The organism is Bacillus sp. TE8-1 (genome assembly GCF_008368855.1).
In the GTDB taxonomy this organism is placed as follows: domain Bacteria; phylum Bacillota; class Bacilli; order Bacillales; family Bacillaceae_G; genus Bacillus_A; species Bacillus_A cereus.
In genome coordinates this window covers 260,215-274,211 of record NZ_QPET01000003.1, presented here as the reverse complement: position 1 = coordinate 274,211, position 13,997 = coordinate 260,215, and the positions used below count along the sequence as shown (strand labels likewise).

The window sequence follows — 13,997 nt, the reverse complement described above, 5'->3', positions numbered from 1 at the left end:
ACAATAAGCACAGAGCGCCGTATGCTCTGTGCTTATTTATTGCCGTATAAATTATATATCAGACAATACCCCTTAGCTGAAAGTAATTTCACGTCCATCCCCCAACGAACGATCGACCTTCATTTATATACGAAAAAGTGATTGCTATTTTTGTAGAACCAATTGCTTCTCTTGCTGTTCTTTGCGCGTTTCAGTCTTAGGTTCCGTGCTTTCTTGGACACTACGATGTGCCACACGTTTCAAACAAATATGCTTCCACTTTCTTTCGTAACGTTTCATTATTCTAGATGTCCCCCTTGAATGCGCTTTAAAACTATTTGAAATCGCTTACAGGAAATAATATAGCACATATATATAAACGTGACAACACATTTCCGACATATTTTTGACAAAAATACGAATAGAATTCGTAAGGTATCGAATATTGTCGAAACTTATCGTTTTTTCTTCATATAAAAGGCATACTACTTATATGGTAAAGTATTTTATTTCCCCTACCCGCATTTCAAATTCCTTCTATATAAAGTGAAACTTTCATTAACCATCACCAATCGTACTTTTACAGGCAAATAGAGAAATAAAAAAGAGCTGATATGAAATCAGCTCTTTTCCTTCTATTATTAATGACGCTTCATACGTCCTTCTTTTTGTAACTCTTTAAATAATGCTGCCATCATAAAGAAAATAACAAAGACGAACGGGAATGCTGCAATGATAGCTGCCGTTTGTAAGGCTTCTAATCCGCCAATATATAATAGCGTAGAAGCTATCGCGGCTAGAACGATACCCCAAATCATTTTAATACGATTTGGTGGGTTTAAACTACCATGTGTCGTTAACATTCCTAAAACAAATGTTGCAGAGTCTGCAGATGTAATAAAGAATGTTGCAATAAGTAAAATACCTAAAACTGATAAAGCTGATCCAAAGCTGCCCATCTGATCGAACATAGCGAATAATCCTACTTCTGTTCCCATTTCTTTCACTTTGTCGAAGATATGTGCATCACCAAACAGCTCCATATGAATACCTGTTCCGCCGAAAACTGAGAACCAAAGTGCACCAATTACTGTCGGCACAAGTAACACACCGATAACAAACTCACGAATTGTACGACCTCGTGAAACACGAGCAATAAACGTACCTACGAACGGTGACCACGCAATCCACCATGCCCAATAGAAGATTGTCCACGATTGAATCCATTGGTTTCCACCTTCGTCTAATGGACTTAAACGGAAGCTCATGCTTGGCAATTCCTGAATGTAAGAACCGATTGTTGAAGTGAAGTAATTCATAATAAAGTTTGTTGGACCCGCAAATAATACAATGATCATAAGTGCAAACGCAAAAACAATATTCGTATTACTTAAATATTTAATTCCTTTATCAAGACCTGTTTGTGCAGATAACATGAAAAGAACTGTTACGATTGCAATAATAACTAACTGAGTCGTTAATGAATTCGGAATAGATGTTAAATAGCTAACACCACCTGCAATTTGTTTTGCACCGAGACCTAATGACGTTGCAACACCAAATACAGTTGCGAAAACAGCTAACACATCAAATGAATGAGCAATACGCCCGTGTTCCCCGCCCTTAAATAACGGACCTACTGTCGCACTAATCGTACTTGCTTTTCCTTTTCTAAAAGTAAAGTAAGCAATACATAACGCTACAAACGCATATAGTCCCCAAGGATGTAATCCCCAATGGAAAAACGAAAAACGCAGTGCAAGGCGCGCACTTTCCTCAGTTGCACTATCTCCAAACGGAGGTGCGTATAAATGGTTTAATGGTTCGGCAACGCCCCAGAAAACTAAGCCGATACCCATACCAGCACTAAATAACATAGCAAACCATGTCATATAACTATAATCAGGTTCATCATCATCTTTACCTAAACGAATAGAACCGTATTTCGAAACAATTAAAAAGATAGACACACCTAAAATAATAGACACGGAAATAATATAAAACCACCCGAACTTACTAACTAATGCAGTTTGAATTGCGGTTGTTACATTTCCTAAGCTACCTTTTCCAATAATAGATTCGGGAATAATCCCCCAAATTGTAAATGCAATACATAATGTTAATGAAACGATGAATGTTTTTGTCAGTTTCCTCATCAAATCCCCCTTCGTAGGTTTCGCTTTTGTAAATAACATAAATTCCGATATGTAAAATCGGATAGAAAACTATAATTTTGCGGTGATTTTCTTACTTTCACCTTCACCAATTCGAATTCTTATGGACAGCCTTACCTTTCGTATAACCTTTTCACTCTGCAAGAGCTACAAGTTAGAAATACTGCTGTCAAATTGTGTGAGAAAAACGCGGATAGGAATGTATTTTCCTAAAAAAGGATGTGTTACATATGTAAAAAAGGGCAAAGTTCTTCCTTACAACCCTTTCGTTTTGTAACAATTATGCGGTTTTTTTGCTAGTATATAGCACGTGTTTATAGCTTCACAAACAAAATGTTTATGTTTATATAACTATATTACCCATAAAACGGTAAAATACTCAAGGAATGTAATCGTTTAGTAAACATCATGTAACATTCCTGTAATATTTTTATTTACGTCGAAAAAAACATGTTGTATTAAATATTTTGAATATAACTAGAAACCTATGAGTCATATAGAATGAAAAACGCTTTCTTATATTTTTTGTTATATTACAGGATGTTAACGACTTATTACGAATGGTTTGTAATTGTGTGTTTTCCCCAAATCCGAAAAAATCTGTTGCTATAATGAGGACACGAAAACAAACGCAATGGAGGCTATCATGAAAAAATTAATTGGTATAGCAACAGCAGCAGTTTTTGGTCTTGGGATTTTCACATCATCTGCTAATGCAGAAACTGTTGTAACAACAGACGTACTAAACGTACGCGAAAACCCTACTACTGAATCAAAAGTTGTCGGTAAATTACTAAACGGTAATAAAATAGATGTTCAAAATACAGAGAACGGATGGTCAAAAATTACTTTAGACGGTAAAGACGCATTCGTAAGTGCAGAGTTCACAAAAAGCATCTACTACGTAACAGCTAACGTATTAAACGTACGTGCTGAAGCGAACACAAACTCAGAGGTTCTTGGAAAGTTGAAGAAAGACGATGTAATCGAAACAACGAACCAAGTACAAAATGAGTGGTTACAATTTGAATATAACGGGAAAACAGCTTATGTTCATGTTCCTTTCTTAACAGGTACAGCACCTGTAATTGAGAAACAAGAAACAACAGCTCCTGCTAAAGCTGAAGCACCAGCTAAGGCTAAGGCTCAAGCACCTGCAGCACAAGCAAAACCAGCTGCTAAGCCTGCTGTAAAAGCTGCTGAAACTAACACACCTTCTGGTGGTCGTGAGTTAACAGTTGTAGCTACAGCATATACAGCTCACCCGAGCGAAAACGGTGGCACATATGGCGGCCGTGTATTAACTGCAATGGGTCATGATTTAACTGCGAATCCAAATATGAAAATGATCGCTGTTGACCCGAAAGTAATCCCATTAGGATCTAAAGTATGGGTAGAAGGTTACGGAGAAGCTATCGCTGGAGATACTGGTGGTGCAATTAAAGGTAACCGTATTGATATCTTACTTGGATCAGATAGCGCTGCTCAAAAATGGGGACGCAAAACTGTTAAAGTGAAAATTTTAAAATAACCAATGACTGCTAAATTACAAGCCGGTTCTCTTTATTGAGGGCTGGCTTTTATTTATTTATAATACATATAAGGAGGCTACGCCCATGAATGTACAAGCAAAAGTAGACTGGATTGGTACGCCAAAACCGTACATATATAAAGATGAAGTAACATATAACGCTACTTCTATTGATTTCTCACTCGCTGGCGATGATAACCGCTATAAGTTAATTGTGCTCAAGTCTGAAAACAATACACATTACAAAATTGTGCAATATGGAATAAAACCAGGCTCTCAAAAGCCATTTCCTATCGACATTCCATTTGAACAAAACATGTTACCAATTATAGAGCAAATATTACATGATCCATATGTACAAGCGATACTAAAGGAAACACACTCATAATTGTAAAAAAATATATCAACGATTTTTCGATTATATCTATCATAAATCGCAATATATCAACGATTTTCCGATTATATCTATCATAACTTACGATATATCAACGGTTCGACACGAAATATCGATTTAGCTACAAAAAAGAAGCTGTTCAAATATTGAACAGCTTCTCTCATATTAACGAGTTGGACCAGATACATCTTCTGATTTCAACGTATTATTTGCACCAAGAGAATGATACAACATCTTTCCATTTCCATTCACAGTTATAATATGTTCGTTATTAAAACTTTTGAACTTCACAGATCCATCACCGTAACGAATATGGTACTCTTCATATGTCGTTACTTTATATTTCGTAGCACTTTGACGCTCTACATTACGAACTTCCATCGTTAATAAGTCTTCTGTAATTCCTTTTTTGTGTAAATACTGTATATAATCACGGTCTTCCTTATACGATTTCCCGCTCTTATCATAATTATTTTCAATTAAACTAAAATCATTTAATGAAATTGCACGCACGTTATCATAAATATGATTTCTTACAAATTCGCCCACTGCTGAACTTGATGTTTCTTTCGGGAATTTTAAGTAATATGTGCTTTGGTCTCCAATTTTAACACTTTCAGATTTCATCACACCAAGATCAGTAGTTTTCTCTAAATGTACTTCTACTGTTTCATCTGTGGATACAGGGCCAAGCTTATAACTTCCATAATTTAATTTTCCACGTTTTTTCCCATTCACAAATACAGTTGCATCACTTTCATCAGAAGAAATGCTTACATACTTGCCTTCAAGCGATAAATCCACTTTCACCTTCTCGCTCTGTTCATCCGCTAAATCTACTTCTTTCTCTGTTTCTAATTCAGTAAGTTCTGTCTTCGCCGTTGCCTTTACAACATATGTACCTGGGAAGTATGGCCCCAACTCTTTCGAAGTTTTATCACTAGAAAGCTCTGCTTCTTTTTTGTCATTCACATATATTTCTGCATTTTTTGCAGTTGTACTAACGCTCATATAATAAGATTTCATGCTGAACTTATACTTTGGATATAAGAACCACTCTTTTCCCTCTTCTACTATTTCCCCGTCCTTAAATGAAGATTTATCTTTTGTTAACTTTTGATCTACTGTCTCTTTCTGTAAATAAGACAGTAATTGTTTGTTGTAAGAAGGATTCTCTTTTAAATAACGCATGTACGCTTTAAGATCCTCTGTCTTAATCTTTAAGCTTGAATCATTTGCTTTTACAAACTCATCAATTGCATTAATATCTTTCTTTTGGAATGCTTCAATCATTACATTTACTTGCTTTTCTTTTGAAAACTTATATGCTCCAAATTTATATGCCCCAAATAATAATGCAGCAATAATGGCAAAACCAATGATTAAAAATAAATTTTTCTTACTTTTCACTGGTTTTGTCTCGCTTTGTAATTCTGTATATGAAGCAGCAGTGTTATCAACGATTACTTCTACTTTACTCCCACACTCAGGACAAAAGTTCAAATGGTCTGCAACATTCTTTTTACATGTTCCACAAAACTTCAACGTGCTCTCCTCCTATTTTTTAGCTAATTTCATTCCAGCAAATGCCGCTACATATGTCACAATAAAACTAAACAAAATTAAATATGTAAATGAATTTTGCATAGATAGTACTGTTCCGCTTGTTCCAAATAAACTTGTTACAGTTCCTGAAACATTAATTTGGAACTTAGAAATCATATTCATTACAATCATCATAATTGTGTAAGAACCACTGCATACCGCTAATGTAATATATATATTGGCAGTCGGTAATTTAGCTAACTTTCTTCCCGCTCTAAACATAAAGAACAATGGAATAATAAGCAGTAATAAACCGTAATGGAATACGTTATTCACTTTATCAAATTCTGCAAGGCTTCCCTCATTTGCTCCTTTTGAAATCAATATCTCTCTAAGCTCTACGCCATTTACAGAGACGCCTGATATAAATGAAAACGATAGTGTGCTCTCATATGCATTTGATTTCTTACCAATTCTAGTAAATTCCTTACTAAGTGCTGGACTTGATACTTCTAACGGCGCAAAATGAGCCATACTCCATAATTGAGGTGTTAACTCTAATGCTAATAATGTACTTTCAGATTTTAAAGTTGTTATTTCTTTTAATGGTTCAATACCGTCTTCCTTACTTACTAACGCCATAATACAAACCGCTACTGCTGTTACTAAAAGTCCTTTTATCATAGCCGAAACACCGTAATAAACAGACGCTCCATATGGCATTAACTCTTGAAATGCTGCTGCCATATTGTTTTTGCTTGTATGAGCAATAAATCCTAATAAGGTAAATAATGTCCCACATACAAAACCACTCAATAAACTCTTCATCGCTGAATAGCCAACCGTAATCTTACCTGCTTCTGAGAATGGGATTGCAAAAGATTGTGATGCTATAAAACTTATAATGAATAAAAAGACTCCATAAATAATACCAACTGTTGCTGCCATAAAGATTTGATCTTTAATCGTTTTCGCAACATGCTGTTTCCCTAACCAAATTCCTGTACCAGCGAAAATAATAAATGGAATGATTAATAATAATGTAAATGGAGTATGCCAAGATAAAGAAAATATCAATCCACTATCATCGTTAGCTGTAAAACCAAGTAAATGGTAACTTAACATCGTAGAAGTTGCACTCGAATAAAAACTTGGCAACATTTCTAATTCTTTCGCAAATTTGCTAAACATCTCACTTAACATAGAGGCAAATAATAAACTACCAATCCAACCAGCAATTAACATGAGAATACTTGCAACAGCCCCACCAATAAAACCTTTTTGTAAAACGGCTTTATCTGCTTTAAATTCAACTTTAGGAGCACCATCCATTGTAGGCAATTTTACAGTTTGTTCTTTTTTCTTCACAACAGATAAAGAATACCCACACTTTTGACAATATAAATTTTTTTGAGCATTTTCACTGCCACAACCTCTGCAGTATTTTGCAGTATCTTTTTCTAATGTTACTGCATCTATAGCTCCTGCAATCTCCATACTACCTTCATTTGGACAATAATTTACTTCTTCAACATGTTGTTTTCCACATGTGCGACAATACATTTAATTCACTCCCCACTTTGCTTAATTCCACAAACTGGACAGTAAGTAGAGTTTTTATCGATATGCTCATTACATGAAATACAATTTACCGTTTCACCTTCATTTTCTACTGCTAACATCGGGTTAGGCTTTCCACACGAACCACAAAACTTATCATTTATTGATAAAGGTCCACCACATTCACATGTAGCTTTTTCACCTTGTTGTTTTTGCAATTCAACAATGCGCTTTCTTGCTTGATAAATAGCTACATCAAATTCTTGAACTGGAGCAATCATTTCTTTTAAGCTCGCTTCATTTACTCCACTTCCTCTTAATTGAACATACACTTGCTGTCCAACCTCTAATAGAACCTCTGCTTTTTTCTGCATTTGCACTTGCATTCCCTTTTTCAATTGAGCAATTTCTTGTGCAACTTGCAACTTCATTTTCCCTTGTTCTATTCCTTCTTGTAACTTATTCATTCCACTACCTAACTTCTTCTGTAAATCTGACAAATCATTTCTCCTCCTATACATATATATTCATATATGAAATTAACATTTTATATATTACCATGATTTTCAAGTTATGTAATCCAAATTTCATTTTTTCTGTTTTGAGCATTTTTTGTTTATAATGGTAAAGGAAAGAAATATGTGTACGGAGGAATATTATGCTGCAACACTCAATTACGAAAGATGAAATTATGATGATTGCGAATGAGTTCGTTCAAGGACTAGATCCACAGCAAACAGCTGATCAGGAACATGTCGCTACAGCTCGGCACCTATATCGTAGTGGTGTTGTCTACAACGTTGACTTTGATGGTTATACACTATCAGGAACTGTAGATGCGGAAGGCAACGTATATAGCGTTCATATTCCGATTCGTAATGTCGCTGAAAGTTATTGTGATTGCTTCGCACCAACACAATGTGAGCATATGCTCGCTGTATTACTATCTGCAGCGTCTAGTTTCGGGCAAGTAGGAGATGTATTAACTTTATTTAAAAATAATACGAAACCTTCCCTTCCTCCTATTCGAACTGCAAGACAAGTATTGCAATCATCAGCTTTTGAAGAAACGGATTATAAAAGTTGGGAATCATATTTTGAAAAAGAATATGAATCATTTAAAAAAGAACAAGCTCGCCTTACTTATAAACAAATGTATTTTCTTATGAGTATCTTTACAGATTTCTATACGAAGCTTGAGCGGAAAGCTCCGCGCGTCATCGCCATACATGAATTATTCAGGTTACATGCAGCACTTTACTGCTTTCAAAAATTATTAGAAGAAATCCAGGCATTCGAAGCAAACAAAACGTATTCTTATCACCAACCTGTTAATGTCGTTCGCCTATTTGTAGACAAAGTGGAATCCATCGTTCGGGACTTACAATCAGAAGCGATTCCTTCAGAGTCTGAAATAATTTTGCAAGAAACAGCTCGTCTTGTTCATGAAGTATTCTTCTCTACCGACGCTTATACACAAGAGCGATTTTTCATTTATCGCCACATATGGAGTGAACTTTTAAACAATAAAGAGAAAATACAAGAGGAAGAAAAACGAATCGATACGAAAATCAATCCACTATCTAAAGCATTAGCGTCTTCTCACCTTCTCTTTTTAAATGAAGAAGATCTACTAGCGATGGACTTACTAAAAAAACAGCCTGCTTCTGTTGTGAGTCTATACTTCTATTGGTTAGAAGAACTATTAAATGCCATGCAGTGGGATCGTGCGAAAAACTGGCTTTCCTTTACGTATAAACAAGTAAAGAAAACGATCCAAGATCACGAAAATACGATTTTTATAAAAGATATCGTTCGGCTATTTGTAATCATGTATGAAACATATGCAACACATACAAATGAACAAGCTGGTTTTGAAATGATCTTGCAGGAACTATTACCGTATAGTTTCACAAACTATGAACAGTACGTACTCGCGAAAAAACAGTATCGTACATGGGCAGAGCTTCATCTCTTATATGGGTTTGAAGCAATTGAACTGTTAAAAGAACCACTGAAAGATATTGAAAAAGAAGCGCCAGAAGCAGCACTTCCTCTTTATCATCTTGCTGCTGTAGAAGCAATTGAAGAACGAAATCGTAAATCATATAGACGCGCAGTTCGTTACTTAAAGAAATTACGTACATTATATAAACGATTAAAACGCACCGATGAATGGGATGCTTTCATTATTCACATCGCCAATCTCCATTCACGTCTGCGTGCACTACAAGAGGAATTACGGAAAGGAAAATTAATCGATGATCAATCAAACTGAAGTAACAATTAGGCTCCAGCATGTTAGTCAAGGTTGGTTCCTTTGGGGAGAAGATGACAGCGGTACTCCATTATCCGTAACAAGTTGGAAACGAAATGCATTCACATGGCACTCCACTTCTTTCTACTGTACGTTTCTAAAAGAAGCAACCTTCGAAGGAAAACAAGGTGTGCTACTAACAAATGCACAAGCCTTTGAATACATTGCAAACAAACCAATGAATTCCTTTGCACATATTCAACTGAACGGCCCTATTACAGCACTTACAAAAGATGCAAATGAATTATGGGATGCCTTTACGAGTGGTAGCTTCGTACCAGATATGGAGCACTGGCCCAAACAACCATCTTGGAAAGTTCAAAATACGCCAATTGAAGATGACACATTAGCATCTCTTTTCTCAGCAGCAGTTAATGAAAGCATATTACAAGATAATCGCTCAAATGACGGCTGGGAAGATGCTAAAAGACTATATGAACATTACGACTTTACGAAAAGACAATTGGAAACAGCACTACATGAAGAAGATTGGCTTCGAAAAATTGGTTATATTGAAGATGATCTTCCGTTTACAATCGGACTAAGACTGCAAGAACCACAAGAAGAATTTGAAATGTGGAAACTTGAAACAATCGTGACACCAAAGCGCGGGGCGCATCGCATATATGTATATGAAAACATCGATTCCTTACCGAAAAGATGGCACGATTACGAAGAACGGATTACAGAAACACAAGAAGGTTTTAGTAAGCTCATACCGTGGTTAAAAGAAGGAGATACATTCCGAAATGAGCTCTTTGAAACAGAAGCGTGGAACTTCTTAACAGAAGCAAGCAATGAATTACTTGCAGCCGGCATTACAATTTTACTACCATCATGGTGGCAAAATTTAAAAGCAACAAAACCGAAATTACGTGTCCAGCTGAAGCAAAATACAGTACAAACACAATCGTTCTTCGGTATGAATACGCTCGTTAATTTTGACTGGCGAATTTCGACGAACGGCATTGATTTATCAGAAAGCGAGTTTTTTGAACTCGTTGAACAAAACAAACGTCTATTTAATATAAACGGTCAATGGATGCGACTAGATCCAGCCTTTATCGAAGAAGTAAGGAAACTCATGAACCGTGCCGATAAATACGGACTAGAGATGAAAGATGTTTTGCAACAACATTTATCAAATACGGCTGAAACAGAAATTGTAGAAGATGATAGTCCGTTTACTGATATTGAAATCGAACTAGATGGATATTATGAGGAACTATTCCAAAAGCTACTTCATATTGGAGATATTCCAAAAGTAGATGTCCCTACTTCACTAAACGCAACACTTCGTCCGTATCAACAACACGGCATTGAATGGTTATTATATTTACGAAAGCTTGGATTTGGAGCATTGCTAGCTGACGATATGGGACTCGGGAAAAGTATTCAAACAATCTCTTACTTACTATATATAAAAGAAAACAATCTCAAAACAGGCCCTGCATTAATCGTAGCGCCGACATCTGTTCTTGGAAATTGGCAAAAAGAATTTGAGCGTTTCGCACCGAATTTACGTGTTCAATTACATTACGGAAGTAATAGAGATAAGGGCAATTCTTTTGAAGATTTCCTTCAATCAGCAGATGTTGTATTAACATCTTATGCATTGGCTCAACTCGATGAGGAAGAACTAACTTCATTATGCTGGGATGCTGTTATTTTGGATGAAGCACAAAATATTAAGAACCCACATACGAAACAGTCGAAAGCAGTACGAAACTTACAAGCAAATCACAAAATCGCTTTAACTGGTACGCCGATGGAAAATCGCCTTGCTGAACTTTGGTCCATTTTCGACTTTATTAATCATGGATATCTCGGAAGCTTAGGGCAATTCCAACGTCGCTTCGTCACACCGATTGAAAAAGATCGTGATGAAGGAAAAATCCAGCAAGTTCAACGGTTTATCTCACCATTTTTACTGCGCCGAACGAAGAAAGATCAAACGGTCGCATTAAATTTACCAGATAAACAAGAACAAAAAGCTTACTGTCCTCTTACTGGTGAACAAGCTTCCTTATATGAACAACTTGTTCAAGATACACTGCAAAATGTCGAAGGATTAAGTGGAATTGAAAGACGCGGCTTTATATTACTTATGCTGAACAAGCTAAAACAAATTTGTAATCATCCAGCTCTTTATTTAAAAGAAGAAGAGCCACAAAATGTCGTTGAACGCTCTATGAAAACAAAAACGTTAATGGAGCTCATCGAAAATATAAAAGATCAAAATGAAAGTTGCCTCATCTTCACTCAATACATCGGCATGGGGAACATGCTAAAACGTGTGCTAGAAGAAAAATTCGGCCAGCGTGTCCTCTTCTTAAACGGTAGTGTGCCGAAAAAAGATCGCGACAAGATGATTGAGGAGTTCCAAAACGGAACGTATGACATTTTCATCTTATCCTTAAAAGCTGGCGGAACAGGATTAAACTTAACCGCTGCCAACCATGTCATTCACTACGACCGTTGGTGGAATCCAGCTGTGGAAAATCAAGCAACAGACCGCGCATATCGCATTGGTCAAAAACGATTTGTTCATGTTCACAAACTTATTACAACAGGAACATTAGAAGAAAAAATTGATGAAATGCTAGAAAGAAAACAATCTCTAAACAATGCGGTCATCACAAGCGATAGCTGGATGACTGAACTATCAACAGACGAACTAAAAGAATTACTTGGTGTATAAAGTGAAACTTTAATCAGTGGGGGTTTTGTTCATCCCCACTGATTATTAGTTGAACCAATCGGGCTTTTACGGGCAGTTGATCACCTCCCTAACTCCTTTGCTTTCGCTGAATTTTGAGGTGGGGGTCTTACTGCCCGTTAATGCGGGATAAAGTGAAACTTTAATCAGTGGAGGTTTTACTCCCCGCAAAAAAAAAGCGCTAATCTCGAAATGAGATTAGCGCTTTTTTCTATTCCAAAACCAATTACTTATTATAATCCCCGTTAACCCGCCGCACGTATCAAGCAATGAATCTTGCCACATTGGTGTACGATCCCCCGTATACCATTGGTGAATCTCATCAAATGTTGCATAACCCGCAACGAAAAGAAGGGCATATATAAAACATCTTTTCCTCGAATAACCTGATCGATGAAAAGCGTAATAAATCAATGAACCTAGCATAAAGAACACCATAAAATGAGCACCTTTACGAAGGAAAAACTCAATAAATCCGCCTACACCTTTATTCGCAATACTAACAGGGGTTCCTCCACCATAATCGATAGATACCCATGAAAAATGCTCTTTCACAAATTCAACATTTACATATTGTTCAATATCTGAACGCATATCCTGCTTTTTATATGGTTGTGCCGAAGAATAGAAAATCAGCCCCATCCATAGTAATACAGGAATCCAAAATAACCATTTACGATTCATTATCCAGAATTCTCCTCTCTTAATCTTTTAAGGGTACCAAAAAAAAGAAAAAATTTCACGCCAAAACATGACATTTGTACCCTATTTATAAAGTGAAAGGAGGTGATACACATGGCAATTGAAACAATCGTAATGGATTTAACTTTACGTCTTGTCTTAAACAACGGATTAGATAAGAACGGCAAAACAGTTTTCAAGAGCAAACAATTTAAACGTGTTAAAACAAATGCGAGCTTAGATCAAGTACACAATGTAGCTCATGCTCTAGCTTCCTTACAAGCATCACCACTTCACGCTGTACAACTTGTAAGCACATCAGATCTTTCTAAACTATAAAGTAAAACTTGGATCAGTGGGGATTTTATTCATCCCCGCTGATTATTAGCCCGCAATTTAACCGGCAGACCCAAATCCCGTAAATAGCGGGATAAACACAAAGGAGGGAATAACACATGCAAGTACTAGAGTTGATTTTCGCGAAAGAAGATGGAAAAACAGTCGTTTTTTCTATCGATACGCCCATCACACCAATCGATGCACAAGTCGTAAATCAAGTAATGGATACAATCCTTGCCTCATCTGTATTTTCATCCATTGATGAAAATACAAGAAAAAAGGGAGCTCGCCTTATAGAAAAAAATGTATCTGAAGTTCAAATTACTTTATAAAATAAAAAAGACGAATCTGCATCATTTTGCAGATTCGTCTTTTTTCTTCGGCATTTCAATCGGGATAAAAATCTTTGAAAAACCGACGCATACATACTTATAATGTTCTTCCCCTATATCAAACTCAGTCGTATATGTTGAGAAGAATATATAATCATTTCGCTTCGTATAATGATCGATTAATAACCCAACTTGTGGCTCAACATACTTTTTCGCTAACTTTTTACCGGCCGATGCCAAGTCGCCAAGGAGACCCTCTTCATTCTCTTTTTGAACTTCATCTAGCTTCTTACTCACATCATTACGCTTCATAAACTGCTTCGCTGCCCATTCTGTATATTCTCCTTTACTCGGATTACTGTTTGCTAAATATACTAGGAGAACGACAACTAAAGCCATAATAATATACTTTTTCTTCATACTATA

Annotated in this window: 12 protein-coding genes; 6 read left to right on the top strand and 6 right to left on the bottom strand. The window is 36.2% G+C overall.

Annotated elements, in window-relative coordinates; all coding sequences use genetic code 11:
* Positions 1–620 precede the first annotated feature (620 nt).
* Positions 621–2,135 carry a glycine betaine transporter OpuD gene (gene opuD / locus DN404_RS03620; RefSeq protein ID WP_149214739.1) on the bottom strand — a complete coding sequence of 505 codons (1,515 nt, stop codon included), beginning with the start codon at positions 2,133–2,135 and terminating at the stop codon, positions 621–623.
* Between the two features lie 664 nt (positions 2,136–2,799).
* Here opuD and DN404_RS03610 point away from each other — a divergent pair.
* Positions 2,800–3,684, top strand: a complete 885-nt coding sequence (locus tag DN404_RS03610) for a cell wall-binding protein EntA (protein WP_061113489.1) — start codon at positions 2,800–2,802, stop codon at positions 3,682–3,684.
* Between the two features lie 85 nt (positions 3,685–3,769).
* Positions 3,770–4,072: a DUF3910 family protein gene (locus DN404_RS03605; RefSeq protein ID WP_001102539.1), complete on the top strand. Its 303-nt coding sequence runs from the start codon at positions 3,770–3,772 to the stop codon at positions 4,070–4,072.
* A 171-nt stretch (positions 4,073–4,243) separates the two neighbouring features.
* Here DN404_RS03605 and DN404_RS03600 read toward each other — a convergent pair whose 3' ends face one another.
* Genes DN404_RS03600 through DN404_RS03590 form a run of 3 tightly spaced genes read right to left on the bottom strand, consistent with a single transcriptional unit; the run spans position 4,244 to position 7,683 of the window.
* On the bottom strand, positions 4,244–5,623 hold the full coding sequence (locus tag DN404_RS03600) for a zinc ribbon domain-containing protein (RefSeq protein ID WP_000666888.1): 1,380 nt from the start codon (positions 5,621–5,623) through the stop codon (positions 4,244–4,246).
* Positions 5,624–5,635: 12 nt separating this feature from the next.
* Positions 5,636–7,186: a zinc ribbon domain-containing protein gene (locus DN404_RS03595; RefSeq protein WP_149214738.1), complete on the bottom strand. Its 1,551-nt coding sequence runs from the start codon at positions 7,184–7,186 to the stop codon at positions 5,636–5,638.
* A gap of 5 nt (positions 7,187–7,191) precedes the next feature.
* Entirely contained in the window at positions 7,192–7,683 is a 492-nt protein-coding gene (locus tag DN404_RS03590) for a zinc ribbon domain-containing protein (protein WP_149214737.1), read from the bottom strand.
* A gap of 158 nt (positions 7,684–7,841) precedes the next feature.
* Here DN404_RS03590 and DN404_RS03585 point away from each other — a divergent pair, with 158 nt between their 5' ends.
* The gene (locus DN404_RS03585) at positions 7,842–9,461 is read left to right on the top strand and encodes an SWIM zinc finger family protein (protein WP_149214736.1); all 1,620 of its coding nucleotides are present in this window, start codon (positions 7,842–7,844) and stop codon (positions 9,459–9,461) included.
* Positions 9,445–12,201: a DEAD/DEAH box helicase gene (locus DN404_RS03580; protein WP_149214735.1), complete on the top strand. Its 2,757-nt coding sequence runs from the start codon at positions 9,445–9,447 to the stop codon at positions 12,199–12,201. Before DN404_RS03585 ends, DN404_RS03580 begins: the two co-directional genes overlap by 17 nt.
* Positions 12,202–12,417: 216 nt before the next feature.
* Here the strand turns inward: DN404_RS03580 and DN404_RS03570 are convergent, their stop codons facing one another.
* A complete protein-coding gene (locus DN404_RS03570) occupies positions 12,418–12,903 on the bottom strand; it encodes a VanZ family protein (protein WP_001080709.1) in 486 nt (161 codons plus the stop codon).
* Between the two features lie 111 nt (positions 12,904–13,014).
* Between DN404_RS03570 and DN404_RS03565 the strand changes: the two genes are divergently transcribed.
* Together DN404_RS03565 and DN404_RS03560 are read left to right on the top strand one after the other, a co-directional pair.
* Positions 13,015–13,239, top strand: a complete 225-nt coding sequence (locus DN404_RS03565; RefSeq protein WP_000963861.1) for a DUF1659 domain-containing protein — start codon at positions 13,015–13,017, stop codon at positions 13,237–13,239.
* A gap of 116 nt (positions 13,240–13,355) precedes the next feature.
* Positions 13,356–13,571, top strand: a complete 216-nt coding sequence (locus DN404_RS03560; protein ID WP_001197591.1) for a DUF2922 domain-containing protein — start codon at positions 13,356–13,358, stop codon at positions 13,569–13,571.
* Positions 13,572–13,592: 21 nt separating this feature from the next.
* Here DN404_RS03560 and DN404_RS03555 read toward each other — a convergent pair whose 3' ends face one another.
* A complete protein-coding gene (locus tag DN404_RS03555) occupies positions 13,593–13,991 on the bottom strand; it encodes a DUF4359 domain-containing protein (protein WP_000731405.1) in 399 nt (132 codons plus the stop codon).
* Positions 13,992–13,997 lie beyond the last annotated feature (6 nt).